This is a genomic window from Dyella marensis (assembly GCF_049532885.1).
In the GTDB taxonomy this organism is placed as follows: domain Bacteria; phylum Pseudomonadota; class Gammaproteobacteria; order Xanthomonadales; family Rhodanobacteraceae; genus Dyella_D; species Dyella_D marensis.
Window position 1 is genome coordinate 3981099 of the sequence record NZ_CP064029.1, and the last position, 24899, is coordinate 4005997.

General features: G+C 69.3%; 19 protein-coding genes. 9 read left to right on the plus strand and 10 right to left on the minus strand.

Translation table 11 applies throughout. The features are described from left to right. Position 1: 1 nt before the first annotated feature. The 4 genes from rapZ to ptsP all read left to right on the plus strand — a co-directional run bounded on the left by rapZ (position 2) and on the right by ptsP (position 3429). Positions 2-904 carry an RNase adapter RapZ gene (gene rapZ / locus ISN75_RS17470; protein WP_167256616.1) on the plus strand — a complete coding sequence of 301 codons (903 nt, stop codon included), beginning with the start codon at positions 2-4 and terminating at the stop codon, positions 902-904. A gap of 37 nt (positions 905-941) precedes the next feature. Then, on the plus strand, positions 942-1334 hold the full coding sequence (locus tag ISN75_RS17475) for a PTS sugar transporter subunit IIA (RefSeq protein ID WP_167256615.1): 393 nt from the start codon (positions 942-944) through the stop codon (positions 1332-1334). Beyond that, positions 1327-1596, plus strand: coding sequence for an HPr family phosphocarrier protein (locus tag ISN75_RS17480; RefSeq protein WP_167256613.1), 270 nt, complete (start codon positions 1327-1329; stop codon positions 1594-1596). The genes ISN75_RS17475 and ISN75_RS17480 overlap by 8 nt, the downstream gene beginning before the upstream one ends. Positions 1597-1698: 102 nt before the next feature. Then, the gene (gene ptsP / locus ISN75_RS17485; RefSeq protein ID WP_167256611.1) at positions 1699-3429 is read left to right on the plus strand and encodes a phosphoenolpyruvate--protein phosphotransferase; all 1731 of its coding nucleotides are present in this window, start codon (positions 1699-1701) and stop codon (positions 3427-3429) included. A gap of 104 nt (positions 3430-3533) precedes the next feature. Here the strand turns inward: ptsP and ISN75_RS17490 are convergent, their stop codons facing one another. Continuing rightward, complete coding sequence (locus ISN75_RS17490; protein WP_343820939.1) at positions 3534-4415, minus strand: LysR family transcriptional regulator; 882 nt, start codon at positions 4413-4415, stop codon at positions 3534-3536. A gap of 87 nt (positions 4416-4502) precedes the next feature. On the opposite strand from ISN75_RS17490, the gene ISN75_RS17495 reads away from it, so the two are divergent. After that, on the plus strand, positions 4503-5528 hold the full coding sequence (locus ISN75_RS17495; RefSeq protein WP_343820937.1) for a YeiH family protein: 1026 nt from the start codon (positions 4503-4505) through the stop codon (positions 5526-5528). 77 nt (positions 5529-5605) lie between these two features. On the opposite strand, the gene tsaB is transcribed toward ISN75_RS17495, so the two are convergent. Next, the gene (tsaB, locus tag ISN75_RS17500; RefSeq protein WP_343820935.1) at positions 5606-6301 is read right to left on the minus strand and encodes a tRNA (adenosine(37)-N6)-threonylcarbamoyltransferase complex dimerization subunit type 1 TsaB; all 696 of its coding nucleotides are present in this window, start codon (positions 6299-6301) and stop codon (positions 5606-5608) included. A 222-nt stretch (positions 6302-6523) separates the two neighbouring features. On the opposite strand from tsaB, the gene ISN75_RS17505 reads away from it, so the two are divergent. From ISN75_RS17505 to ISN75_RS17515, 3 genes are all read left to right on the plus strand, one after another. Beyond that, a complete protein-coding gene (locus ISN75_RS17505; RefSeq protein WP_167256603.1) occupies positions 6524-6955 on the plus strand; it encodes a YciI family protein in 432 nt (143 codons plus the stop codon). A gap of 30 nt (positions 6956-6985) precedes the next feature. Beyond that, positions 6986-7408, plus strand: a complete 423-nt coding sequence (locus ISN75_RS17510) for a VOC family protein (protein ID WP_167256601.1) — start codon at positions 6986-6988, stop codon at positions 7406-7408. Between the two features lie 179 nt (positions 7409-7587). Beyond that, complete coding sequence (locus ISN75_RS17515) at positions 7588-8847, plus strand: RNA polymerase sigma factor (protein ID WP_343820932.1); 1260 nt, start codon at positions 7588-7590, stop codon at positions 8845-8847. A gap of 65 nt (positions 8848-8912) precedes the next feature. On the opposite strand, the gene ISN75_RS17520 is transcribed toward ISN75_RS17515, so the two are convergent. The 8 genes from ISN75_RS17520 to hrpA form a co-directional block, all read right to left on the minus strand. Beyond that, a complete protein-coding gene (locus tag ISN75_RS17520) occupies positions 8913-10868 on the minus strand; it encodes an ATP-dependent DNA helicase (protein ID WP_343820930.1) in 1956 nt (651 codons plus the stop codon). Between the two features lie 36 nt (positions 10869-10904). After that, entirely contained in the window at positions 10905-12077 is a 1173-nt protein-coding gene (locus ISN75_RS17525) for an acyltransferase (RefSeq protein WP_343820929.1), read from the minus strand. A gap of 207 nt (positions 12078-12284) precedes the next feature. Further along, on the minus strand, positions 12285-12809 hold the full coding sequence (locus ISN75_RS17530; protein WP_343820928.1) for a tetratricopeptide repeat protein: 525 nt from the start codon (positions 12807-12809) through the stop codon (positions 12285-12287). 2 nt (positions 12810-12811) lie between these two features. After that, positions 12812-15139 (minus strand): penicillin-binding protein 1B, encoded by a 2328-nt coding sequence (mrcB, locus tag ISN75_RS17535; protein WP_343820926.1) that lies wholly within the window; start codon positions 15137-15139, stop codon positions 12812-12814. A 231-nt stretch (positions 15140-15370) separates the two neighbouring features. Continuing rightward, positions 15371-16216 (minus strand): NAD-dependent epimerase/dehydratase family protein, encoded by an 846-nt coding sequence (locus ISN75_RS17540; RefSeq protein ID WP_167256591.1) that lies wholly within the window; start codon positions 16214-16216, stop codon positions 15371-15373. Between the two features lie 11 nt (positions 16217-16227). Beyond that, positions 16228-17940, minus strand: a complete 1713-nt coding sequence (locus ISN75_RS17545) for a hypothetical protein (RefSeq protein ID WP_343820924.1) — start codon at positions 17938-17940, stop codon at positions 16228-16230. 86 nt (positions 17941-18026) lie between these two features. After that, complete coding sequence (locus ISN75_RS17550) at positions 18027-20162, minus strand: bifunctional (p)ppGpp synthetase/guanosine-3',5'-bis(diphosphate) 3'-pyrophosphohydrolase (RefSeq protein ID WP_343820922.1); 2136 nt, start codon at positions 20160-20162, stop codon at positions 18027-18029. A gap of 50 nt (positions 20163-20212) precedes the next feature. Beyond that, a complete protein-coding gene (gene hrpA, locus ISN75_RS17555) occupies positions 20213-24280 on the minus strand; it encodes an ATP-dependent RNA helicase HrpA (RefSeq protein ID WP_343820920.1) in 4068 nt (1355 codons plus the stop codon). A gap of 134 nt (positions 24281-24414) precedes the next feature. Between hrpA and ISN75_RS17560 the strand changes: the two genes are divergently transcribed. After that, on the plus strand, positions 24415-24882 hold the full coding sequence (locus ISN75_RS17560; RefSeq protein ID WP_167256583.1) for a Dps family protein: 468 nt from the start codon (positions 24415-24417) through the stop codon (positions 24880-24882). Positions 24883-24899 lie beyond the last annotated feature (17 nt).

Below are 24899 nucleotides of genomic sequence, written 5' to 3' on the forward strand. Positions count from 1 at the left end.
CATGAGCAATGCTTTCCTGACTTCCGACATCCACCAGCCCGACGCGATCCACCTGATCGTGCTCACCGGCATGTCCGGCGGCGGCAAGACCGTCGCACTGCGCGCGCTGGAAGACCTGGAGTTCTACTGCGTCGACAACTTGCCCACCGCCCTGCTGCCCGAGCTGGTGGCCGCAGTGAGCCACGGCGCGGTGGCCGGGCGCCGCCAGAACATCGCGGTGGGTGTGGACGTGCGCAACCGCGGCGAGGATTTCCTGCGCATGCCCACCGTGCTGTCCGAGCTGGCGGCGGCGGGCGTACAGGTGCACCTGGTCTTCATCGACTGCCGCGACGAAGTGCTGATCAAGCGCTATTCCGAAACGCGCCGGCGCCATCCGCTCTCGGTGCTGGGCCTGTCGCTGTCCGACGCCATCGCGGAGGAACGCAAGCTGCTGCGTCCGCTGATCGCCATCGCCGAGAAGGTGATCGATTCCAGCGAATTGAACGTGCACCAGCTGCGCCGCCTGATCGCCACCGACTACGCCCAGGCCACCGACGGCCTGACCCTGATGTTCACCTCCTTCGCCTACCGCCGCGGCCTGCCGCTGGACGCCGACTTCGTGTTCGACGCGCGCTGCCTGCCCAATCCGCACTGGGAACCGCGCCTGCGGCCGCTGTCCGGCAAGGACGCGCCGGTGCGCGAATACCTGGAAGCGCAGCCGCTGGTGGAGGAATACTTCGACGACACCGTGCGCTGGCTCGACGCCTGGCTGCCGCGCTTCGCCTCGGACGACCGCAGCTACGTCACCGTGGCGATCGGCTGCACCGGCGGGCGGCATCGTTCGGTCTACCTGGTGGAGCGGCTTGCCGCCCACTACCGGGCGCGGCACGAAGGCGCCCTCACCTTCCATCGCGAGCTCGAGTGATGAAGGCCCAATCCTTACTTAGCGCAGGAGTCCGGCCATGAGCGTCGGCGTGCTGCTGATGACCCACGAGGCGGTCGGCCATGCGCTGATCTCCGCCGCCCACCACGTGCTGCCCAAGCTGCCGTTGCAGGTGGAGGCCGTGGAAGTGCCGCCCTCGGCCGATCCGGACGTGATGCGCACCCTCACCGCCAGGCATGCGCGCGAGCTGGACACCGGCGACGGCGTGCTGGTGCTGGCCGACCTGTACGGCGCCACGCCGTGCAATATCGGCCTGTCGCTGGGCAAGCTCGGCGTCCACCTGCGCTGCGTCTCGGGCCTGAACCTGCCGATGCTGCTGCGCGTTCTCAACTATGCCGAAAAGCCGCTGGACGAACTGGCGGAAGTGGCTGCCAGCGGCGGCCGCGGAGGAATCTTCATCGACCATGCTTGAAAAAGAGATTGTCGTATCCAACAAACTGGGGCTGCACGCCCGCGCATCGGCCAAGCTGGTGCAGCTCGTGCAGGGTTTCAAATCCACCGTGTGGCTGATCAGCAAGGGCCGCGAGGTCAATGCGCAAAGCATCATGGGCGTGATGATGCTGGCCGCCGGCATCGGCACCCCGCTCACCGTGCGCGCCGAAGGCGCGGACGAAGAGCAGGCGCTGGACGCGGTGGTGGACCTGTTCGACCGGAAGTTCGACGAAGGAGCCTGATGTGGAGTTGCCCATGGCGCAGAGGACACGAAGCTTGAACCGCCGCACGCCGCAAGGCGCGCCGCACGCTTCGTTGCCGGTCCGCCGCCATGGAGCCGCCGCATGAGGCACGTGCTGCCCGGCTCCAACGCCTCCCGCGGCATGGCCCTGGGCCGCGCGCGGCTGGTGCAGCCGAGCCGCTATCTGGTCGACACGCGTCCGCTGGCCGAGGACGAAGTCGACGCCGAGCTGGAAAAACTCCACCGCGCGCTCGACACCGCCCGCCAGGAACTGCGCGAACTGCGCGGCAAGCTGCACGGCGCGCTGGCGCGCGAAGTCAACGAATTCATCGACGCGCACAGCCTGCTGCTGGACGACCAGGAACTGCTGCGCGGCCTGGACGACCTGGTCCGCATCGGCCACTACCGCCCCGGCGCCGCGCTTAAGAAACAGCGCGACCGCCTCGCCGCGGTGTTCGAAGCGATGGACGACCCCTACCTGCGCAGCCGCAAGGAAGACGTCGACCAGGTCATCAACCGCGTCATCTCCGCCCTGCAGCGCCAGACCAGCCGCGAGGAGCGCAAGCTCGCCGCGCGCGTGGGCGAGATCCTGATCGCCGACACCATCGCGCCGGCCGACATGGCGCAACTGGCCGGCAATGGCCTGCTCGGCGTGGTGGCCAGCTCCGGCAGCCCGTATTCGCACAGCGCCATCCTGGCGCGCAGCCTGGACCTGCCCATGCTGGTCGGCGTGCGCGACGCGCTCGCCACCATCCACGACGACGACCTGATCCTGCTCGATGCCGAACGCGGCGAAGCGGTGGTGCATCCCACCGCGCAGGACCTGGCCCGCTACCGCGCCTGGCAGCGCGAGGCACAGCAGGAAGGCCGCCGCCTGGCCTCGCTGGCGAATGCGCCCACGCGCACCCGCGACGGCACCGACATCCGCCTGCTCGCCAATGCCGAGACCAGCGCCGACATCGCCATGGCGCGTTCGCGCGGCGCCGACGGCGTGGGCCTGTACCGCACCGAATTCCTGTTCCTGCGCCACAAGGGCCTGCCGTCCGAGGACGAGCAGTTCATCGCCTACCGCGACCTGGTGCTGGGCATGGGCGGCCTGCCGGTGACCATCCGCACGCTGGACCTGGGCGCGGACAAGGCCGACGCGGCTGGACTGGCATTGCGCGGCGAAGAAAACCCCGCGCTGGGCGTGCGCGGCGTGCGCCTGTCGCTGCGCTATCCGGCGGTGTTCACCACGCAGATCCGCGCCATCCTGCGCGCCGCCTGCTACGGCCCCGTGCGCGTGCTGGTGCCGATGGTCACCCAGCCGGACGAGCTGATCGCCGTGCGCACGCTGTTCAAGCTGGCGCGCCAGGACTTGAAGCGCGAGAACATCGACCTGCCGGAAAAACTGCAGCTCGGCGCGATGATCGAAGTGCCCGCGGCGGCCATCAACGTGCGCTCGCTGCTGGAGCACGCGGACTTCCTCGCCATCGGCACCAACGACCTGGCGCAGTACGTGCTGGCCTCGGACCGCGGCAACGACGCGCTCGACAATATCTACAACCCGCTGCAGCCGGCCCTGCTGCGGCTGATCTCCTACGTGATCACCAGCGGCCGCCGCGCCGGCAAGCCGGTGAGCCTGTGCGGCGAGATCGGCGGCGACACCAAGTTCACCGCCCTGCTGCTGGCGCTGGGCCTGTGCGAATTCAGCATGCACTCCAGCCAGCTGCTGCACGTGCGCGACCGCATCGCGGCGCTCAACCACAAGGGTCTGCGGCGGCTGGCGCCGGCGATCCTGCGTTGCCGGACGCATGAGGAAGCGGAAGATCTGCTGTCGCGGATCACCTGCTGAAGCACTTCGACCAGACCTGTAGGTTGGGGTGAGCCAAAGGCGAACCCCAACAGACCTGTGCGCCGCCGCATCGTTGGGGTTCGCTGCGCTTACCCCAACCTACGTCAGGCTCGCGCGTTGACCAGAAACGCATCCAGCAAGGCCCCGCGATACTTCTCCCGCTGCGTCAGCAGGAACAGCTTGCGCCGCAGATCCAGGAACGGCGTATGCAGCGCTTCCAGGCGCCCGGTCGCCAATGCGTCGGTCACCGCCACCGCCGGCAAACAGGCGATGCCCAGCCCCGCCACCACCGCCTGCTTGATCGCTTCGATCTGATCCAGCTCCAGCACGGTCTCGCCCGGCGGCAGCTGGGCCAGCACGCGTTCGTTGCTGGCGCGCGTGGCCGAGCCGGGTTCGCGCAGCACCCAGCGCGCGCCGGCGAAGTCCTGCGGACGCAGCTGGCCGCGGCGGGCCAGCGGGTGGTCGGGCGAGGCGCAGACCACCAGCAGGTCGTCGCGCCACGGCTCCATCTCCAGCGCCGGGTGCACCACCGGCCCTTCCACGCAGCCCACGTCCAGTTCGTGCGCGAGCAAGGCGGCGGCGATCGCATCGGTATTGGCCACGCGCAAACGGATCGCCACCTGCGGATGCGCCCGCACGAAATCCCCCAGCAGCGCGCCGACCAGATAATTGCCCACCGTATTGCTGGCGCCGATGCGCAGCTCGCCCGCCAGCGAGGCGGCGCCGCCGCGGCCCAGGCGGCCGAATTCGGCGTAGCGCTCCAGCAGCTCCTGCGCCAGCGGCAGCAGCTCGCGGCCGCGGGTGTTCAGCCGCAGCCGGCCCCGCTCGCGGGCGAATACCGGGGCGTCCAGCTGCCGCTCCATCTCGGCCAGGGCCATGCTCGCGGCCGGCTGGGTCAGGTGCAGGGCCTCGGCGGCGGCGCGGACGCTGCCCAGGCGGGCGATCTGCACGAAGACCTCCAGCTGGCGCGGGCTGATATTGATCATCAGCCGATCTTATTCCATCGATCAGATATTTAAAGTTTTCCTGATCGAAAGGCCCCGGGACAATGCCTCGACTTCGAGGACACCCGCATGGCCGCCACCACCATCCCCACCACCCCCGCCCCCTCCTTCGGCCAGCGCGCCCCCGGCCTGCTGCTGGCGGTGCTGGTGGCCCTGGCGGCGCTGGGCCTGGGCCGGGTCGCGCCGCTGGTGGGCGGGCCGGTGTTCGGCATCGTGCTGGGCATCCTGGTGCGCAACGTGTTCGCGCCGGGCGGCACCTATACCCCGGGCATCCAGTTCGCCGGCAAGCAGGTGCTGCAGTGGTCGATCATCGCCCTGGGCTTCGGGCTGAGCCTGGACCAGGTGGCCCGCACCGGCCTGGAATCGCTGTCGGTCACCCTGGTCACCATCACGGTGGCCTTCCTCGCCGCCTGGGGCCTGGGCCGCGCGCTGAAGGTGCAGGACAAGCTGAAGATCCTGATCGGCGTGGGCACCGCGATCTGCGGCGGCTCGGCCATCGCCGCGGTCACGCCGATCATCAAGCCGGACGAGCACGACACCGCCTTCGCCATCTCGACCATCTTCCTGTTCAACCTGGTCGCGGTGCTGCTGTTCCCGCTGCTGGGGCACGTGCTGCATTTGTCCGACCTGGGCTTCGGCCTGTGGGCGGGCACGGCGATCAACGACACCTCCTCGGTGGTCGCGGCCGGCTACAGCTTCAGCAAGGCGGCGGGCGACTACGCCACCATCGTCAAGCTCACCCGCGCGACGCTGATCATCCCGATCTGCCTGGTGCTGGCCCTGCTGGTGGCCTGGAGGGAGAAGAAGCAGGGCCAGAGCGACTTCAGCCTGAAGAAGATCTTTCCCTGGTTCATCCTGTGGTTCCTGGTCGCCTCGGGCCTGCGCACGGCCGGCCTGATTCCGGCCGCGATCCAGCCGGCCATCCATATGGCCGCCGAATTCCTGATCATCGTGGCGCTGACCGCGATCGGCCTGTCGGCCAACCTGCGCCGCATGGCCTCGACCGGCGCACGGCCGATCCTGCTGGGCCTGGGCGTATGGGCGGCGGTGTCGGTCAGCAGCCTGCTGGTGCAGCTGGCGATTGGCCAGTTGTGAAAGGATCGGGAATAGAGAATCGGGAATAGAGAATGGGTAAAAGCGGAGGACCGCCAGCTTGAAGCAACCCGCTCTTCCTATTCCCTATTCCCCATTCTCTCGCGCAAAGTGAGCGCCACCTTGTCGCGCAGATAGACCGGCAGGGCCAGTTCCGGCGCCTGCGCGTGGCCGGCGCGGAATTCGCGCACTGCCAGTTCCGCGATGTGCTCGGCCTGCGGGTAGCAGTCGCCGCGTTCGGACAGCACGGGCGCCGCGATCCGCTCCAGCAGCACGCCCGCATAGGTGGCCCAGCCCGAACCCACCACATGCCAGCCCTCGGCCCGCGGCAGGCGCAGCGCTTCGGGCGGGCAGACCCGCTCCTCGTCCAGCGCCACCAGGCCGCCGAAGGCGTCGCGCCGGTAAGCGGCTGCATAGACCTCGCCCATGCGCGCGTCGATCACCGCCAGGATCGCGCCCTCGCTTTCCGGCGCCTCCAGCGCCAGCGCGGCCAGCGACGACACCGTCACCACCGGCCGGTCCAGCGCCAGCGCCATGCCCTGCGCCAGCGAGATGGCCAGCCGCACGCCGGTGAACGCACCCGGCCCGCGGCCCACCGCGATCGCATCCAGCGCATGGCGGCCCAGGCCGGCCTCGGCCAGCAGGCTGTCGGCCATGGGCAGGACCAGTTCGGCGTGGCGGCGGGGCGCGATTTCGCTGCGGGCGATCACCCGGTCGCCATGAACCAGGGCGACGGAACAGGCTTCGGTGGAGGTTTCGATGGCGAGCAGATTCATAGGGGCACCATGGTAGCCGCTGGCGTCATGCCAGGTCGCCATCACAGCGCCCGCACCGGGCACGCCGCGGGCGCTCCCGGGCCCATTCCGGGCAGCGCGGCGGCGGGCGCCGGTCCGCTTCCGAATCCTTCGCGGCCGTGTCGATTTCCCTCCCGGCCGTTCGTCGCCTAAGCAAGAGACCCATCCATGGGCTCCAGGCCAACCCGAAGAGGAGATACCCCCATGCGTTTCATGCTGATGGTCCGCGCCACCCAGGATTCCGAAGCCGGCGCGATGCCGAGCGAAGCGATCCTCACCGCCATGGGCAAGTACAACGAGGAGCTGGTCAAGGCCGGCGTCCTGCTCGCCGGCGAAGGCCTGCATCCGAGTTCGCGCGGCGCCCGCGTGCGTTTCGCCGGCAGCCAGCGCACCGTGATCGACGGCCCGTTCGCCGAGACCAAGGAACTGATCGCCGGCTTCTGGCTGATCCAGGTGAAGTCGCTGGAAGAAGCCATCGAGTGGGTGAAGCGCTGCCCGAATCCGTTCGAAGGCGAATCCGACATCGAGATCCGCCGCGTGTTCGAAGCCGAAGACTTCGGCGCCGAATTCACCCCCGAGCTGCGCGAGCAGGAAGAACGCCTGCGCGCCCAAGTCGCCGCCCGTCCCGCCCACTGATCCTTTTCACTCACCCCAGGAGCCGCACCCATGATCGTCCAGCCCTATCTCCACTTCGAAGGCCGTTGCGATGAAGCCATCGAGTTCTACAAGCAGGCCGTCGACGCCAAGGTCGACATGCTGATGCGCTACAAGGACAGCCCCGTGTCGCCGCAGGAAGGCTGCACGCCGGCGCCGGGCTTCGAGGACAAAGTGATGCATTCGGCCTTCCGCATCGGCGAGACCACGGTGATGGCCACCGACGGCTTCAACAGCGGCAAGACCGCCTTCAGCGGCTTCTCGCTCTCGCTCACCTGCGCCACCGACGCCGAGGCGCGCAAGCGCTTCGACGCACTGGCCGAAGGCGGCACCGTCACCATGCCGCTGGACAAGACCTTCTTCACCTCCAGCTTCGGCATGCTCACCGACAAGTTCGGCGTGGACTGGATGATCCTGACCATGCAGCAGCAGTAACAACGCCCCCTAGTAAACCCTTCTCCCTCCGGGAGAAGGTGGCGGCAGCCGGATGAGGGTACGGGCGGAGTCGAGCGCACCACTCCGCCCGCACCCTCACCCCAACCCCTCTCCCAGGGAAGAGGGGCTTCATCAACCGTCTTGCGTCCTGAGACGGCGGGGTGCTCTGATCGCCCCCCATGACCGCCTCCGACATCCATCGCACCATCGACGCCGTCTGGCGCATCGAATCGGCCAAGCTCATCGCCGGACTCGCGCGCATGGTGCGCGACGTCGGCCTGGCCGAGGAACTGGCCCAGGACGCGCTCGTCGCGGCGCTGGAGCAATGGCCCAACAGCGGCGTGCCGGACAACCCCGGCGCCTGGCTGATGACCACCGCCAAGCACCGCGCCATCGACCGCCTGCGCCGGCACAAGCTGTTGGAGCGCAAGCACGAGGAAATCGGCCGCGACCTGGAAGCGGAGCAGGAACTGGCTTACTCCGAGGTGGAACTCGCCGCCGACGACCATATCGGCGACGACATGCTGCGGCTGGTGTTCACCGCCTGCCATCCGGTGCTGTCGATGGAAGCGCGCGTCGCGCTCACCTTGCGCCTGCTTGGCGGCCTCACCACCGACGAGATCGCGCGCGCCTTCCTGGTGCCCGAACCCACCGTGGCGCAGCGCATCGTGCGCGCCAAGCGCACGCTGGCCGAGGCCAAGGTGCCGTTCGAAGTACCGCGCGGCGAGGAACTGCACGAGCGGCTGGCCTCGGTGCTCGGCGTCATCTATCTGATCTTCAACGAAGGCTATTCCGCCACCGCCGGCGACGACTGGATGCGCCCCGCGCTGTGCGAGGAAGCGCTGCGCCTGGGCCGCGTGCTGGCCGAGCTGGTGCCGCGCGAGCCGGAGGCGCATGGCCTGTCCGCGCTGATGGAAATCCAGGCCTCGCGCGCCAAGGCGCGCACCGGCCCCACCGGCGAGCCGATCCTGCTGCTGGACCAGAACCGCGCCCAGTGGGACCGCTTGCTGATCAGCCGCGGCCTGGCCTCGCTGGAACGCGCCGAGCGCCTGTCCGAACAGCGCGGCATCTACACCAGCCAGGCCGCCATCGCCGCCTGCCACGCGCGTGCGCGCACCGCCGAGGCCACCGACTGGCGGCGCATCGCCACGCTGTACGCGGAGCTGGCGCAGATCGCGCCCTCGCCGGTGGTGGAATTGAACCGCGCGGTGGCGGTGTCGATGGCCGCGGGTCCGGCGGCGGCGCTGGTGATCGTGGAAGGCCTGGTCAACGAGCCCTCGCTGAAGAACTATCACCTGCTGCCCAGCGTGCGCGGCGACCTGCTGCGCAAGCTCGGCCGCATGGACGAAGCCAGGCGCGAATTCGAACGCGCCGCTTCGCTCACGCGCAACGTGCGCGAGAAAGAACTGCTGATGGAGCGCGCCCGCACCTGCGAGTAGGTTGGGGCGACAACCCCAACATCGGCACGATATGCGCTACGCGATGTTGGGGTTATCACCCCAACCTACGTCGTCGCGCTCTCCGCGAAGAATGCCTGCACCTCGCCCAGCTCCTTGGTCCGCGGCATCGGCGGCAGGCTGGCCATGAACAGCCGCCCATAACCCTTGCTGCTCAGGCGCGGATCGCACAGCACCAGCACGCCGCGGTCGCGCACGTCGCGGATCAGCCTGCCCACGCCCTGCTTCAGCGCGATCACCGCATTGGGCACCTGCCAGCCCATGAAGGGATTGATGCCGGACTGCTCCAGCGCCTCCAGCCGCGCCTGCAGCACCGGGTCGTCCGGCGCGGCGAACGGCAGCTTGTCGATCACCACCACGCTCAGCGCCTCGCCGGCCACGTCCACGCCTTCCCAGAAACTGGCCGCGCCGAGCAGCACGCCATGGCCGCTGGCGCGGAAATCTTCCAGCAGCCGATGCCGCGGCGCCGTGCCCTGCACAAACAGCGGCCACGGCACGCGCCCTTCCAGCAGCTCGGCCGCGCGGCGCAGCGCGCGATGCGAAGTGAACAGCAGGAAGGCGCGGCCGTTCGATGCGTGCAGCACCGGCAGCACCGCATCGACCACGCGTTCGGTGTAGTCGCGCGCGGCGGGGTCGGGCAGGCCCGGCGGCAGATAGCACAGCGCCTGGCGCGCGTAATCGAACGGGCTTTCCAGGCTCAGCGTGACCGGATCGTTCAGCCCCAGCTGCCGCGCGAAATGCCCGAACTGCCCCGCCACCGACAAGGTGGCCGAGGTATGGATCCACGCCGCCTGCGCGCGCTCGCGCAAGGCGCGCATCGGCGCGGCCAGGTCCAGCGGCGTGGCATGCAGCGCAAAGCCGCGCGGAAACAGCTCGTACCAGCGCACGTCCTGCTCGTCCGCCTGCTCGACGATGCGGTCCAGCCGCTCGCTGTACAGCGCCGCGCGCTCATGCGCATTGGCGAAACCGCGCGAGCGTTCCACCTGCGAGGCCAGCACGTCGGTCAGCGCGGCCAGCAGCTCGCGCACGTCGTGCAGCGACTCCGACACCGCGGACGATTGTTCCAGCTGATGGAACGGCCCGCGTTCCGGCAGCGCATCCATCGCCAGGCGCAGCTTGCGCACCGCCTCGCGCAGCGATTCCACCGGCTCCAGCACCAGCCCGATCGCGCCGGTGATGCCATTGCATTCGCCCAGCGCATCCTGCGCCAGCTCGGTGAGCTGCCGCGCGCTGATGCTCTGCGAAAAGAACTGGCCGGCGAGTTCCGGCACCTGGTGCGCCTCGTCCAGGATGAACGCCTGCGCGCCCGGCAGGATCTCGCCGAAGCCTTCCTGCTTCAGGGCCAGGTCGGCGAACAGCAGGTGGTGATTGACCACCACCAGGTCAGCCTCTTGCGCCTCGCGCCGCGCCTTCACCACGTGGCAGTCGTCGAAGAACGGACACTCCACGCCGATGCAGTTCTCCGGCGTCGAGGTGACGCGCGGCCACATCGGCGATTCCTCCGGCACCTCGGCCAGCTCCATGCGGTCGCCCTGCCGCGTGCGCGCCGACCACGCACGGATCGCCGCCAGCTGCGAAGCCTGCACGCGGTCGAACGTGGCGCCTTCGCGCACGGTCTGGTCGAGGCGATAGAGGCACAGGTAATTCGCGCGCCCCTTGAGCAGCGCCGTCTTCAGGCGCGCGCCGAGCACCGAACGCACCTTCGGCAGGTCGCGGAAATACAGCTGGTCCTGCAGCGCCTTGGTGCCGGTCGAAACGATCACCCGCTCCCCCGACAGCAAGGCCGGCACCAGGTAGGCATAGGTTTTACCGGTGCCCGTGCCGGCTTCCGCAATCAGCGTCTCGCGCTCGGCAATTGCATGCTCCACCGCGCGCGCCATCGCCTGCTGGGCGGCGCGCGGAGCGAAGTTGGGCAGTTCGCGGGCGAAAGGGCCATCCGCGCCCAGCAGCGCGGATATGTCGGTGTCGGTCATGGCGGCAAGTATCGCCGACGGGAACGGCATGCGTCATGCCCGCGCTGGCGCGAAGGCTGGTACCGGTCAGGAGGAGAGATCGGCCGCCACGCGCGGGTGCCGCCGCTCATGCCGCACGAGCCGCCTGGACAGCCTGATCGCCGGCTGGTCCACATAGCGCTCGAACATCCAGGCCACCAGGATCACCATCGCCAGCGTGGCCACCAGCGTTGCCGCCACCGCCAGCGATCGAATGCTTCCCGCTTCGATACTCAGGAACACCCCGCAGCCCAGGGTCATGATGATGGGAATGTGCACCAGATACAGCGGGTAGGAGATGCGGCCAAGAAATTGAACCGGCCGCAGCGTAAAGATCCCGCCGAACGTGCCATGGCGCGCCACCATCACGATCAGGCTGCCGGCCAGCACGTGGCATAACGCCACCACGATGCCGGTCTCGAACGGAAGCAGATGCAGCCAGGCAAACATCGGCGAGCCGTCCATGCTCGACAGATAAAGCGCGAGCAGAACACTGCCGGCAGACGCCCATCCGCCCAGCTTGAAATTCGCGTTCCCGAGATAGCTGCCGATCAGAAAGGCCAGGTAATACGGCCATTCCTGCGGCGCGTAGAAATAAATCATTGCCAGGTACAGCGCCGCACTGATGGCAGCGCGCTTGCCCGGCCAGGCCAGCGCGCTGTACGCAAAAATAAGCATCGAGCCGATGAACTCGACGCGGATGGTCCACAGCGGCGTATTGAGTCCGACGCGGCCTAAAAAGATCGCACCGTAGACGCCGTCCTTGAGCGCATCCAGAAAACCTGGCTGCCCCTGGATGCTCTGCGAGGTCAGCCACGCCGACCTGGTGATCTGCGCGACGGCGCCGACCTGATACGGCCCAAGGCAAAACAAGCCATAGGAAAGCATGATGCTGGCAAAGACCGGGATGCCAAGCCTGAGGTAGCGGCGGCCGGCGAGCGAACGCAGCGCATCGAGGCTTCTGCTCCTGGCGTATTGCCTCGTCAGCACATAGCCGCTCAGCACGAAAAAAATGCAGACGGGAAGTCCGCCGCTGACCAGCGCGGACACGAACGGAAGCTGCAGGATCTTTTCGGCCCATCCGGATGGCGCGCCTGGCGCGGCCACCCAGGGAAAGAAATGCTGGAACCCGCCCGGGTAGAAGGTCAGGAAAAAGTGCTGGAAAAATACGGCCAGCGCAGCCATGCCGCGCAGTCCATCGGCAGCTCGGTCCTTTTCCATTCGCCCTCCTGCATGCATCCATGAATTCATCCGCCCGGGCCGGCCAAGAGGTTCTCTCGATACCGGCCTTGAGCGCTCAAGGATGCATTGGATCAGCGGGCTTGCTTCAAGTCTTCTGGAAAAAGAAAGAACAGTGCGCCGCGACACACCATGGCGCGATGTTCATCCTGTGCGGCTCGATTTCCCCGGAAGGAAACTGCGCAGGCCTCAATAGCGCGGCACGCCTTCCACGTGGCACTGCTTCACCCACTTCCCCGCCGTAGCCGCGGCGCCCTGGTCGCCCGCGCGATCGCGCAGCTCTTCGATGGTCTGCCAGTTGCGCGCGCACAGCGGTCCCAGGCGCGGACCGATTTCCCAGGACTTGCGCGCGAGCTGCTCGGCGGTGGCGTAGTCCTTCAAGCGGATCGCCAGCTCCGCGCGGTCCTGCAGCAGGTCCGGCGAATTCGGGCTGAGCTTGATCGCCGAGTCGAGCTTGGCGGCCGCCGCATCGAGCTGCCCCGCACGCACGTCGGCCTGCGCGGCATCCTGCAGCGACGCCACGCCCGGATCGCGCAGCGGATGCACGTCGATCACCGACTTCTCCTTGTCCCCCGCCGCCTGGATCGACGCCAGGATGTCGGCGTCCGAACGCGTCGGGCGGGTCGCCTGCGACGGTGCGGCAGGCTGGTTGCAGGCGGCCAGCGCGAGCGTGGCCAGGACGGTGGAAGCGAGCAGCAGACGGCGATACGGCATGATCAATCTCGGATGGGAGCGGTAGAGGCCGGCGCCGGCGACTTGTTGTCGTCGCCGCCGAACCAGTTCTGGACACGCTGCCAGAAGCAGCCTTCGGAATCCTGCGCAAGGGTACCGGCAACCACCGGAATCTGCCGCGCGCCTTCGCAGGAGGGATCGGTGCGCTTGCCATCGGCCGGGTTCACCCAGGCCATCTCCAGGCCTTCGCCCGGCGCCGCGGGTAGCGGTTTGGACGGCAATTTGCGGAACAGTTCCTGCCACGCGCGCAGGCTGCCGGTGGCGCCGTACAGGCCGCTGGGCTTGTTGTCGTCGCGGCCCATCCAGAACACGGCGAGATGATCGGCGGTGAAGCCGGCGAACCAGCTGTCGCGCATCTCGTTGCTGGTGCCGGTCTTGCCGGCCGCATTGAGGTTGGGCAGGGTCTTGCCGATCGCCGCCGCGGTGCCGGAACGCACCACCTGCTGCATGGCCCAGGTCACCTGGCGCACGGCGAGCTGGTATTCGCCGTTGCCGGTCTTCACTTCGTAGCGCTTGACCGTCTTGCCGTCGGCGTCGACCACGCCGCGCACCGCCACCAGCGGCAGCGCATGGCCGTCGGCGGCGATGTACTGGTACAGCTGCGCCACCTGCAGCGGCGGAATGCCCTGCGCGCCGAGCAGCAGCGAGGGGCTGGGATTGACGTCTTCCAGGCCGAACGATTCCAGGAACGACTTGATGCGCGGCAGGCCCACTTCCAGGCCCAGATGGATCGTCGCCAGGTTCCACGAATGCACCAGCGCGTCGAGCATCGGCACCGAGCCGTGCACGTCGCCTTCGTCGTTCTTCGGCGTCCATTGCGTACCGTCGGGCTGGCGCATGCTGATCGGCGTGTCTTCCACCGGCGAGCCGAGGTTCCAGCGCTCCGGCTGCGCCAGCGCCACCAGGTACACCAGCGGCTTGATCAGCGAGCCGATGGAACGGCGCGCATCGATGGCGCGGTTGAAGCCCTGGTCGCCCGGGTCCTTGCTGCCGACGATGGCCAGCACGCTGCCGGTCTGCGCGTCGGTGACCACCGCCGCCGCCTGCGCCGCTTCGCCGCGCTTGCCCAGGCCCGCCATCGCGGTGGTGATGCCCTGCTCCGCATACAGCTGCGCGGCGGGGTCCAGCGTGGTGAAGATGCTTAAATTGCCGGCGCTGAGCGTGGCGTCGTCGAAATCGTTGGTGATCTGCGCGCGCACCAGCTGCATGAAGGCCGGGAAGCGGTTATGCGGCAGCTGGCCGTTGCTGACGATGCCCAGCGGCGTCGCTTCGGCGGCCTTGGCCTGCTCCGGCGGCAGCAGGCCGGTGCTGGCGAACTGCTCCAGCACCAGGTTGCGGCGCGACAGCGCGCGGTCCGGATAGCGGCGCGGGTCGTAATAGCTCGGGCCCTTCACCATGCCGATCAGCAAGGCCATTTCCTGCGGGCGCAGGTCTTCCATGCGGCGGCCGAAATAGAACTCCGACGCCGCGGCGAAACCGTGCACCGCCTGCGCGCCCTGCTGGCCCAGGAACACCTGGTTGACGTAGGCCTCCAGGATGCGGCCCTTGTCGTAGTGCGCTTCGATCAGGATCGACATCAGCGCTTCGTTGAATTTGCGCGTGAAGTTCTGATCGCGGTCCAGGAACAGATTGCGCACCAGCTGCTGGGTCAGCGTGGAACCGCCCTGCACGGTATGGCCGGCGCGCAGGTTGGCGAAACTGGCGCGCAGGATCGCGCTGAAATCGATGCCGATGTGGTGCTTGAAGTCGCGGTCCTCGACCGCCTGCAGGCCGGCGATCAGCATCGGCGGCACGTCGGCCAGGCGCACGATGCGGCGCTCTTCCTGCTGCGAGCCGTACACCGTGGCGATGCGCGCCGGATCCAGGTGCGCCGTCTCGATCGCCTTGCCGCTGGCGGCGTCCTTCACCGACACCACCGCGCTCTTGTTCAGCGCCACGCGGATGCGGTGCGGCAGCTCGCCGCCGTCGGGACCGGCGAAGCCGCGCGAGGAAATCACATAAGTGGAACCGTCCTTGGCCCAGGTGCCGGCGACCTGGCCGTGGCCGTCATTGCCGTAGCCGGCGAAGGTCAGCTCCAGTTCCAGCGCGGCCGGCGTCATCGGCGCACCGGCTTCCAGCGCCAGCGGGCGGGCATAGACGCGGGTGGGCACGGCGAAGACCAGATCGTTGAAGCGATCCTGCACGCGCTTGTTCAGTACCAGGGTGTACGGCAGCACGAAGCCGAAGAACAGACCCAGGCCGATCCAGAAGGGGATGCGCACCCAGGGCCAGATAGCGCTTGCAAGCGAGCGGAGTCGGGTCAGAAAGGCCAACGGGGGGAATCCTGAACGGTAAGGGGACGATCATAGGGGGTGCTTCCCGGCGCGCATATGAACGCAAACGGCCGGATCCGGGCGTAGGTTGGGGTGAGCCGCAGGCGAACCCCAACGGTGCGGTGCGCCTGGAGGCGACGATGTTGGGGTTACTGGCTGCATCAGCAGCCCGCCCTTCGGGCCATCCGCTACGGCATCCTGCCTTCGCAGTCGCCTGCGGCTCACCCCAACCTACGCCTGGCGGTCTGCCATCCCCCAGCACGCCGCATCCGGCCGGAACGGCCGCGGCGAAATGCCCAGCAGCTGCTGCACGGCGCTGTTGTCGGCGATCAGGTCGCTCTCCAGCCGCGCCAGCGGTCCGCGCAGGCGCGGCACCGCATGGCGGCCCAGCCGCAGCAGCCAGGCCGGCAGAGGTACCGGCAGCGTGGCCACCGGCAGGCTGCGCCGCACGCGGGCGAACATCTCGCCGGCATGCAGCCGCTCGCCGCCGCCCAGCGGGATCACCTTGCCGGCAGCCAGCGGCGTATCCAGCGCGGCCAGCACGGCCTGGGCGATATCGTCCGCATGCACCGGCTGGCGCTGGCCGCGCCCGGCCGGCAGCGGAAACACCCGCGTGCGCACGGCGCGGCGGGCGATCGGGGTAAGGCTCTTGTCCAGGCCGGCGCCGTACACCAGGGTGGGCCGGAACACCGTCCAGGCGCAGCCGCGGCGCTCGCAGATCGCCGCCAGCGCCGCTTCCGCATCGCGCAGCTGGCGCGACAGCGCGCGCTCGGCCGGCACCGCGGATTCGCGCTTGCTTTCCGCGCTCATCGAACTGGTGGCGATCACCCGCGGCGCGCCTTCGAACGTGGCGCCGAGCAGCCAGTCGGCCAGCCCCTGCAGGGGGCCGAAGCTCACAATGGCCGCGATCTCGCCGATCGCCGGCACGTCGTGCGGCAGATCGCCCCGCAGCCAGGTCACGCCCGCGCCGTCACGCGCGCGTCGGCTCACCGCCACTACGTCCGCGCCGCGCTCGCGCAGGCGCGGCAGCAGGAAATGCCCGATCTGGCTGCTGGCGCCGAAGACGAGGACACGCATGCAGATAGGGCTCAGCCGCCGGCCTGCAGGCGCGCGGTGATGCTGCTCAGCCGCGGATTGCCCGGCGCCAGCTTGCGCGCGTGGTCCAGCGCCTGCGCGGCGGCGGGGCGGTCGCCGCCGGAAAGGCGTTCTTCCGCCTGATCCATCCACGCATTGGCCAGCCGCTGGCGCAGTTCCGCCTGGCCAGCTTCGCCGGGCGCCAGGTCGCCGAGATCGTTGAGGCGCTCGCCGGCCTGCTGCAGGTTGCCGTTGGACAGCGCCTGGTTGAACTGCTGCACCACCGTCGCCGGCAGCTCCTGCAGGCCGCGGCGCGCGGCCTCGTTATTGCCGTCGATGGCCAGCGCGCGGCGATACAGGTCGTAGGCGCTGTCGCCGGGCGGCAGCATCACGTTGCCGTTGCGCGCAGCCGCTTCGGCCTGGCGCACCAGGCGCGCCAGCTCGGCGTTCTGCTGCGGGGTGAGTTCGGCCTGCGCATCCGCCTGCGGCAGCGCGCCGGGCACCACGCCCTCGCCGGGGCGGTGCGCGGTGTCGTTCAGATGCGCGCGCGCCGCGGCCAGCTCGGCCGATTTCGGCGCCAGCTCGGCGGCCTGGTCCAGCAGGCGGCTGGCCTGGGCCGTATCGCCGCTGTCCTGCGCGGCATTGGCCTGCACCACCAGCGCCTGCGCCACCTGGCCCAGCCCGGCCTTGGCCTGGGCGTTGTCCGGATCCAGCGCCAGCGCGTCCTTGAAATGCGCCAGCGCGGTATCGCTGCCGTTGCCGCTGATGCGGCCCGCGCGCAGCGCGGCCTGGCCCAGGCGGATCGCCTCGGACAGCTGGCCGTCGTCTTCCTTCTGGTCCTGCACCAGCGCGGCGCGCAGCGAAGGCAGCTCGCCGTAGTTGGGCAGCAGCGCGGCGAGGCGGTCGACGCTGGCGCTGGCGGCGGCGCGGTCGCCGGCGTCGATTTCCTTGTGCGCCTGCGCGGCCAGCGCGTCGCCCACCTTGTCCAGCCCATGCGAAGCCACCGCATTGCCGGGGTCGGCGGCGAGGATGCGCTTGTACAGCGCGCCGGCATCGGCCGGGCGGCCGTCGCTCATGGCCTGCTGCGCCTGGTCGACCAGGGTGCCGGCTTCGAAGCTGGCGCCGCGCGCCTTGGCGATCGCCTGGCTCAGGCGGTCCACGTCGCTGCCGCCGCCGAGCAGTTCGCGCGCGGCATTGGTGGCCTGCTCCGCTTCGTCCGGCTTGCCGGCGGCCAGCGCGGCATCCGCCTTGGCCACTTCGGCCAGGCCGACCTTGCGCAGGCCGTCGCGGGCGCGGTCGTTGTCCGGTTCCAGTGCGCGCGCCGCTTCGAACAGTTCGCGCGCGCTGGTGCCGTCGTTGCCGTCCAGGCGGCCGTCGTGCAGCGCCTGTTCGGCGCGGCCGAGCACGTCGTTGAGTTCCGTGGTGGGCAACAGGCCGCGCACGCGGTCCTGTTCCAGATAGAAAGTGACGCCGACGCCGATCGCCACCAGCAGCAGCAGCGGCCATAGCCAGCCGCGCTTGCCGGAGGATCCGCGCGACTCGCGAGCGGCGCGGCCTTCGTTCGCATGGGCGCGGCGCTGGCCGGCATCCACGGTCACCTTGGGCAGGCCGTCGTCCGGTTTGCGCGTGTCGCGCGCATCGGCGGCGTCGAGCTGATCGAGGTTGCCCAGGGTGGGTTCCGTGCGCCCCTGCGGATCGGATTCGTGCTGGTCTCTGCGTCCGTTCATGGTCCACGCAATCGTTTCGACCGCGGGAGCTTAGCACCGCGCCATGGCGCCGCCGCGTGCCTGCCGCCGCGCCGAAAAGGCAGGCTTCAGCCGCCGCCCACGCGCCTGGCGTCCGCCACGTTCGGCAGGGCCGCCACGCGGGCGAGCAGGGTGGAGAGCTGCTCGAAATCGCGCACGCGCAGGGTGAAGCGCATTTCCACCTCGCCGGTGCGCACGAACACCCGGCTGGACGAGGCGATGATGTGGGTGCCGGCGTTGCTGATCACGCTGGTCACGTCCTTCTGCAAACCCTTGCGATCGTAGCCGCGGATTTCCACGTCCACTTCATAGGCCTGGGCCGCGGCCTTGCCCCACTCCACCTCGATCACCCGGTCCGGATCGCGCCGCGCCAGCCGCGCCAGGCTGGAGCAATCGGCGCGATGCACCGACACCCCGCGCCCGCGCGTGACGAAGCCGCGCACCGGGTCGCCCGGCAGCGGCTGGCAGCAGCGCGCCAGGGTGGTGAGCAGGTTGCCCACGCCTTCGATGCTCAGCGCGCTGTGATCGAGCGTGCTGTGGCGCGAAGCCACCGGCAGCTGCGACTGGGTCATCTCCACCGGCGGCGTCTCGGCTTCCTGCAGCACGCGGGCGATCTGGCCCGGCGTGATCTCGCCCAGCGCCAGCGCCACCAGCACGTCGTCCAGCTGCTTGAGATGGAAATGCGCCGGCAGCTTGCTGAGATCCGGCGCGGCCAGCGCGAGGCGCTTCAGTTCGCGCTCGAACATCGCGCGCCCGGCGGCGAGGTTGGCGTCGTGCGCGCTGCGGCGGAACCAGGCGCGCACCTTTTCGCGGGCGCGCGAGGTGTTGAGGTAGCCGTGATGCGCGGACAGCCAGTCGCGGCTCGGATCGCCCAGCTTGGCGGTAAGAATCTCGATGCGGTCGCCGCTGTGCGGCTGGTGGGTGAGCGGCACGATGCGCCCGTTCACCTTGGCGCCGCGGCAGCGATGGCCCACTTCGGTGTGCACGTGATAGGCGAAATCCAGCACGGTGGCGCCGCGCGGCAGGTCGACCACTTCGCCGCGCGGGGTGAGCACGTAGACGCGGTCTTCCATCAGCTCCGTATGCAGTTCCGCGGCCAGGTCGCCTTCGCTCTCGGACTTCGGTTCCAGCAGGCGGCGCATCCAGGCGATCTTCGCCTCGAACTCGCTGTCGGCGCTGCCGCCCTCCTTGTAGCGCCAGTGCGCGGCCACGCCCAGCTCGTTGACGCGGTGCATCTCGTGCGTGCGGATCTGCACTTCCAGCGTCTTGCCGTGCGGGCCGATCACCGCGGTGTGCAGCGAGCGGTAGTCGTTGCCCTTGGGCCGCGCGATGTAGTCGTCGAATTCGCCCGGCAGGTGCGGCCACAGCGTATGCACCACGCCGAGCGCGCCATAGCAGTCCGCCACGCTGTCGACCAGCACGCGGACCGCGCGGATGTCGTACAGGTCGGAGAACTCCAGCGACTTGCGCTGCATCTTTTTCCAGATGGAATAGATGTGCTTGGGCCGCCCGGCCAGCTCGGCGTGGATGCCGGCGGCGTCGAGCGAGCGCCGCAGCTGGTGCAGCGATTCGCGGATAAAGCTCTCGCGGTCGGTGCGCCGCTCGTCCAGCAGCCTGGCAATGCGGCGATAGGTGTCCGGCTGCAGATAGCGGAAGGCCAGGTCTTCCAGCTCCCACTTCAGCTGCCAGATGCCGAGGCGGTTGGCCAGCGGCGCGTGGATGTCGCGGGTCAGCCGCGCCAGTTCCACCCGCTCCGCTTCGGCCAGCGCGCCGGCGCCGCGCATGCGCGCCAGCTGCCGCGCCAGCAGCACGAACACCACGCGCAGGTCGCGGATGATCGCCAGCAGCAGCCGGCGCAGGCCTTCCGAGCCGCTCTGCGGCGCCTGCTGCGCATGCAGCGCCCAGACTTTCTCCGCCGCCAGCTGGCCCTGCACCAGGCGCTGCAGTTCCGGCGCCAGGGTGGGTTCGATGGCGGCCCAGGCTTCGGGCTTGACCCGCGCCAGCTCGAACCACAGCGCCGCGGCCTGGGTCTGCGCATCGCAGCCGAGCATGGCCAGCAGGTCGAGCACGTCCACGCATTCGGCTTCGCGCAGCGCATGCCCGGCGCAGGCCTGCAGCGCCTGCGCCAGCACGGGCGCCGGCGCGGCGGCGCGGTCGCGCCACTGGGCCAGGCTGGGTGCTGCGGTGGGGGCGGCTTGGACCACGCGGGACGTCCTTAAGCGGATGCGCTCATTCTAGGGCCTGCGCCCGCGTTTCAGCCCAGCGCTTCCAGCGCCCGCGCCAGCCGCTTGGCCGAGACCGGTTCGGCCGTCTTCAGCTCCTGCGCGAACAGCGACACCCGCCATTCCTCGATCAGCCAGCGCAGCTCCGCCAGCACGGCCGGCTCGGCGCCGGCGGCGCGATGCTTGAGGTATTCGCGCCAATACGGCAGCACCTGCAGCATGCGCTGCTGGTCCTTGGCCGGGTCCTGGCGCAGGCGTTCGGCGCGCAGGCGCATGGCTTTGAGGTAGCGCGGAAAGTGCGCCAGCCGCGCGGTCGGCAGCTCGCGCAGGAAGCCCGGCTCCAGCAGATGCGCCAGCTGTTCGCGCAGGTCGTCGTAGCTGGCGCGGGCGAAGCCGATCAGCGGCGGCTCCAGCCAGGGCTTCAGCTCGGCCTGCGCCTCGATGATCGGCTCGGCCAGCTTCAGCCGCTCCACCGCCGCGCCGAACAGCTCGCGGTGGGCCTGGGTGTGCAGGGCTTCGAACGCACCGGCGGTGCGCGCATCCAGCGCGTGGCGTTCCAGCAGATCGGCGAAGCCGCCTTCGGCGAGGTCTTCGCGCAGGCTGTCGACGCTGCCCAGCGGCGCGTATTTCAGCGCCAGCGGATTGCCCACCGGCAGCCGGCGGCGCACCTGCTTCATCTCGCTGGCCAGCGCGTTGCGCAGCAGGCGCACCACGCCGCCGCGATGCGCCTCGCGCGCCTCGTCGCTGCGCTCGAACACGCGCAGCGCCACGGCGTCGCCCAGGTCGACCAGCGCCGGGAAGGCCATCAACCCGCCGTCGGAACGCACCTGGGCCGGGATGTCCTCGAAATCCCAGCGGGTGACGTCCTCGCGGGTCAGTTCCAGATCGGTCTTGCGCGAGAACGCCTCGCGCGCCTGCCCTTCCCACTGCCCGCGCAGCGCGGCCAGATCGCGGCCGGCGGCGAGGGTGCGGCCGTTCTCGTCGTGCAGGCGGAAACGCGTGCGGAAATGCGCGGGCAGCGCGGCCGCGTCGAACTCGTTCGCGGCAATGTCCACGCCGGTGGCGCGCTTGAGGAAGGCGGCCAGCGCCTTCGGCAATGGCTCGTCGCGCGGCGCTTCCGCTTCGACGAAGGCGCGCGCGAAATCCGGCGCCGGCACGAAGTTGCGGCGCAGCGGCTTGGGCAGCCCGCGAATCAGTTCGGCGACCTTTTCGCCGAGCAGGCCGGGCACCAGCCATTCGCAGCGCGCGGCGGGCAAGGCGTTGAGCATCGCCAGCGGGAGATGCAGCGTGACGCCGTCGGCGTCGTCGCCAGGGACGAAGCGGTATTCGAGCCGATAACGCTGCGGCGGAATATCGAGCGAAGCAGGGAAGGCTTTCGGATCCAGCCCCGCACCACCCGCCATCACATCGTCCAGCGACCAGCGCAACGCCGCCTGTTCGGCGGGCCGCGCACGGCTGTACCACGCATCCAATCCACGGCTGCTGGCAATGTCCTGCGGCAGCTTGCCTTCGAAGAAGGCGGCGAGATCGTCCTCATGCCGGATCAGACCTTCGCGGCGCTGCTTCGCCTCGATGCCGCGCGCATCCTCCATCACGCGCAGATTCGCGCGCACGAAGTCGGCACGTGCTTCGATATCGCCGCGCGCCAGCGCCTCGCGCAGGAAGATCTCGTGCGCGAGCGGCGGGTCCTGCTGCTGGAAGGTGACCGGCCGGCGCTCGACCAGGGTCAGGCCGAACAGGCTCACCTGCTCGTAGGCCACCACGGTGCCGCGCTTGCGCGACCAGTGCGCGTCGCGGCAGCTGGCCTTGAGCAGATGCGCGGCCTGCTGCTCGATCCACAGCGGCTCCACGCGGGCGCACATCATGCCCCACACCTTGCCGCCGACATCGAGGATCTGTGCGGCGAAGATCCAGTTCGGCGGCACTTTCGCCAGCGCCGAGCCGGGGAACACCTGGAAGCGGCGTTCGCGGGTGCCGCGGTAGAGGCCTTTTTCGTCCTTGTGGCCGACCTGGGTGGGCAGGCCGGCCAGAAGGCTGCGGTGCACGGCTTCGTAGAGACGCTGATCGTCACCCTCAACCTCGCCCCCTCTCCCCTCCGGGGAGAGGGCTGGGGTGAGGGGGCGGGGCTCGCGGGAAGGTTTGTTCGGAGCGTGTTTTTTTGCCTGGGGCGCGGACAGAGTCTGTCGCACCCGTGTCCCCTCACCCCGACCCTCTCCCCCGTGCACAGAGTTGGTAAACGGGGGAGAGGGAGAAGTGTTGTGCCACCCTAATTCGTCAGACACGAGCAAAAGCTGCCGATGCAGCTCCCGCCACTCCCGCATCCGCATGAAGCTCAGGAAATTGCGCGAACACCAATCGCGCAGCTTCGACTGCGTCAACTCCTTGTGCGACTCGTCATAAGCCCGCCAAAGATTCAGCACACCCGCGAAATCCGACTTCGGATCGCTGAACTGCGCATGCGCCTGGTCCGCCTGCTGCCGCGCATCCGCCGGCCGCTCGCGCGGGTCCTGGATGCTGAGGAAGGCCACCAGCACCAGCAGTTCGCGCAGGCTGCCCAGCTGGTTGGCTTCCACCAGCATGCGCGCCAGCTGTACGTCGATCGGCAGCCGGGCCAGGGTGCGGCCCACCGGCGTCAGCTTCTTGTGCTCGTCGATCGCCGAAATCTCGGCCAGGCGCCGATAGCCGTCGGCCACCACGCGCGGATCCGGCGCCTCCAGGAACGGGAACTCGTCCACCTCGCCCAGCTGCAGCGACAGCATGCGCAGGATCACGTTGGCCAGCGAGGAGCGCAGCAGTTCCGGGTCGGTGAAGGCGGCGCGCGCGTGGTAGTCCGCCTCGTCGTACAGGCGGTAGCAGATGCCCGGCCCGACGCGGCCGCAGCGGCCCTTGCGCTGGTCGGCCGCGGCGCGCGACACCGGCTCCACGTGCAGGCGTTCGAGCTGGCTGCGCTGGCTGTAGCGCTTGACGCGCGCCAGGCCCGAGTCGATCACGTAGCGGATGCGCGGCACGGTCAGCGAGGTCTCGGCCACGTTGGTGGTCAGCACCACGCGGCGCCTGGGGCCGGGCTTGAACACGCGGTCCTGGTCGGCGGCGGACAGGCGCGCGTACAGCGGCAGGATTTCCGTCTCGCGGTATTGCCGGCGCGACAGCAGCAGGTGCGCGTCGCGGATCTCGCGCTCGCCGGGCAGGAACACCAGCACGTCGCCGCGCGGGTCCTCGCGGGTGAGTTCGTCCAGCACCGCGGCCACGTGCTCGGCGCCGCCCTGCTGCATGTCGCGGCCGCGGCGTTCGCCCAGTTCGTCCAGCGAGCGCCAGCGCACGTCCACCGGATAGGCGCGGCCCTCCACCGACACCACCGGCGCGTTGCCGAAATGCTCGGCGAAGCGCGCGGTGTCGATGGTGGCCGAGGTGACGATGATCTTGAGGTCCGGCCGCTTCACCGCCAGGCGCTTCAAGTACCCCAGCAGGAAATCGATGTTGAGGCTGCGCTCGTGCGCCTCGTCGATGATGATCGTGTCGTAGGCCGACAGCCACGAATCGCCCTGCGTCTCGGCCAGCAGGATGCCGTCGGTCATGAACTTGACCAGGCTGCGCTCGGACACCTGGTCGTTGAAGCGCACCTGGAAACCGACCTGGTCGCCGAGCTGGGTGCCCAGTTCTTCCGCCACGCGGCGCGCCACCGAGCGGGCGGCCAGGCGGCGCGGCTGGGTGCAGCCGATCATGCCGGCCTCGCCGCGGCCGGCGGCCAGGCACAGCTTGGGCAGCTGGGTGGTCTTGCCGGAGCCGGTCTCGCCGGCGATCACCACCACCTGGTGGCGGCGGATCAGCTCGACGATCTCCTCGGCGCGCGCGGCGATCGGCAGCGATTCGTCCAGGCGGATCGCCGGCTTGGCTTCGGCGCGGACGCGGCGCTTTGCCGCGGAACGCTCGATGTCGCCGGCCAGCGCCTCCAGCTTCTTGTCGTCGGCACGGCGCGACAGGCCGCGCCAGCGCCCCAGCAAGCGGCCGAAATCGCGGCTGGAAACGCCGTCCAGCGCCTTGCGCAGGCTGCGCAGGCGGGCATCGGGCGGAACGGGGCGGGAGGCAGGTGTGTCGCTCATCGGACCGCACATTGTACCGGCAGCGCGGCCGTCATAGCCCACAACTATCGCGCGCATCGGAAGCATTCATTTCTTCCTAACGGGACGCCCCGCTAAGCTCGACGACAGACTTTCATCACCCAAGGAGTACGGCCATGGCCATCGATATCGGCATTGCCAAGAAAGATCGCGAGCAGGTCGCCAAGCACCTGTCCAAGCTGCTGGCGGACACCTACTCCCTGTACCTGAAGACCCACAGCTTCCACTGGAACGTCACCGGCCCGCAGTTCAACAGCCTGCACGCCATGTTCGAGACCCAGTACAACGAGCTGTGGCTGGCCGCCGACGAAGTGGCCGAGCGCATCCGCACCCTGGACGTGTTCGCCCCCGGCTCCTACAGCCAGTTCGGCAAACTCACCACCATCAAGGAAGAAGCCGGCGTGCCGGACTGGAAGGACATGGTCGGCCAGCTGGTCGAGGGGCATGAAATCGCCGCCCACACCTCCCGCGAGACCATCAAGGTGGCCGATGCGGCCGGGGACGAGGGCACGGCGGACATGGTCACCGGGCGGCTGAAGGAGCATGAGAAGACGGCGTGGATGCTGCGTTCGCTGCTGAAGTAAGCCCCAACATGGAGCTC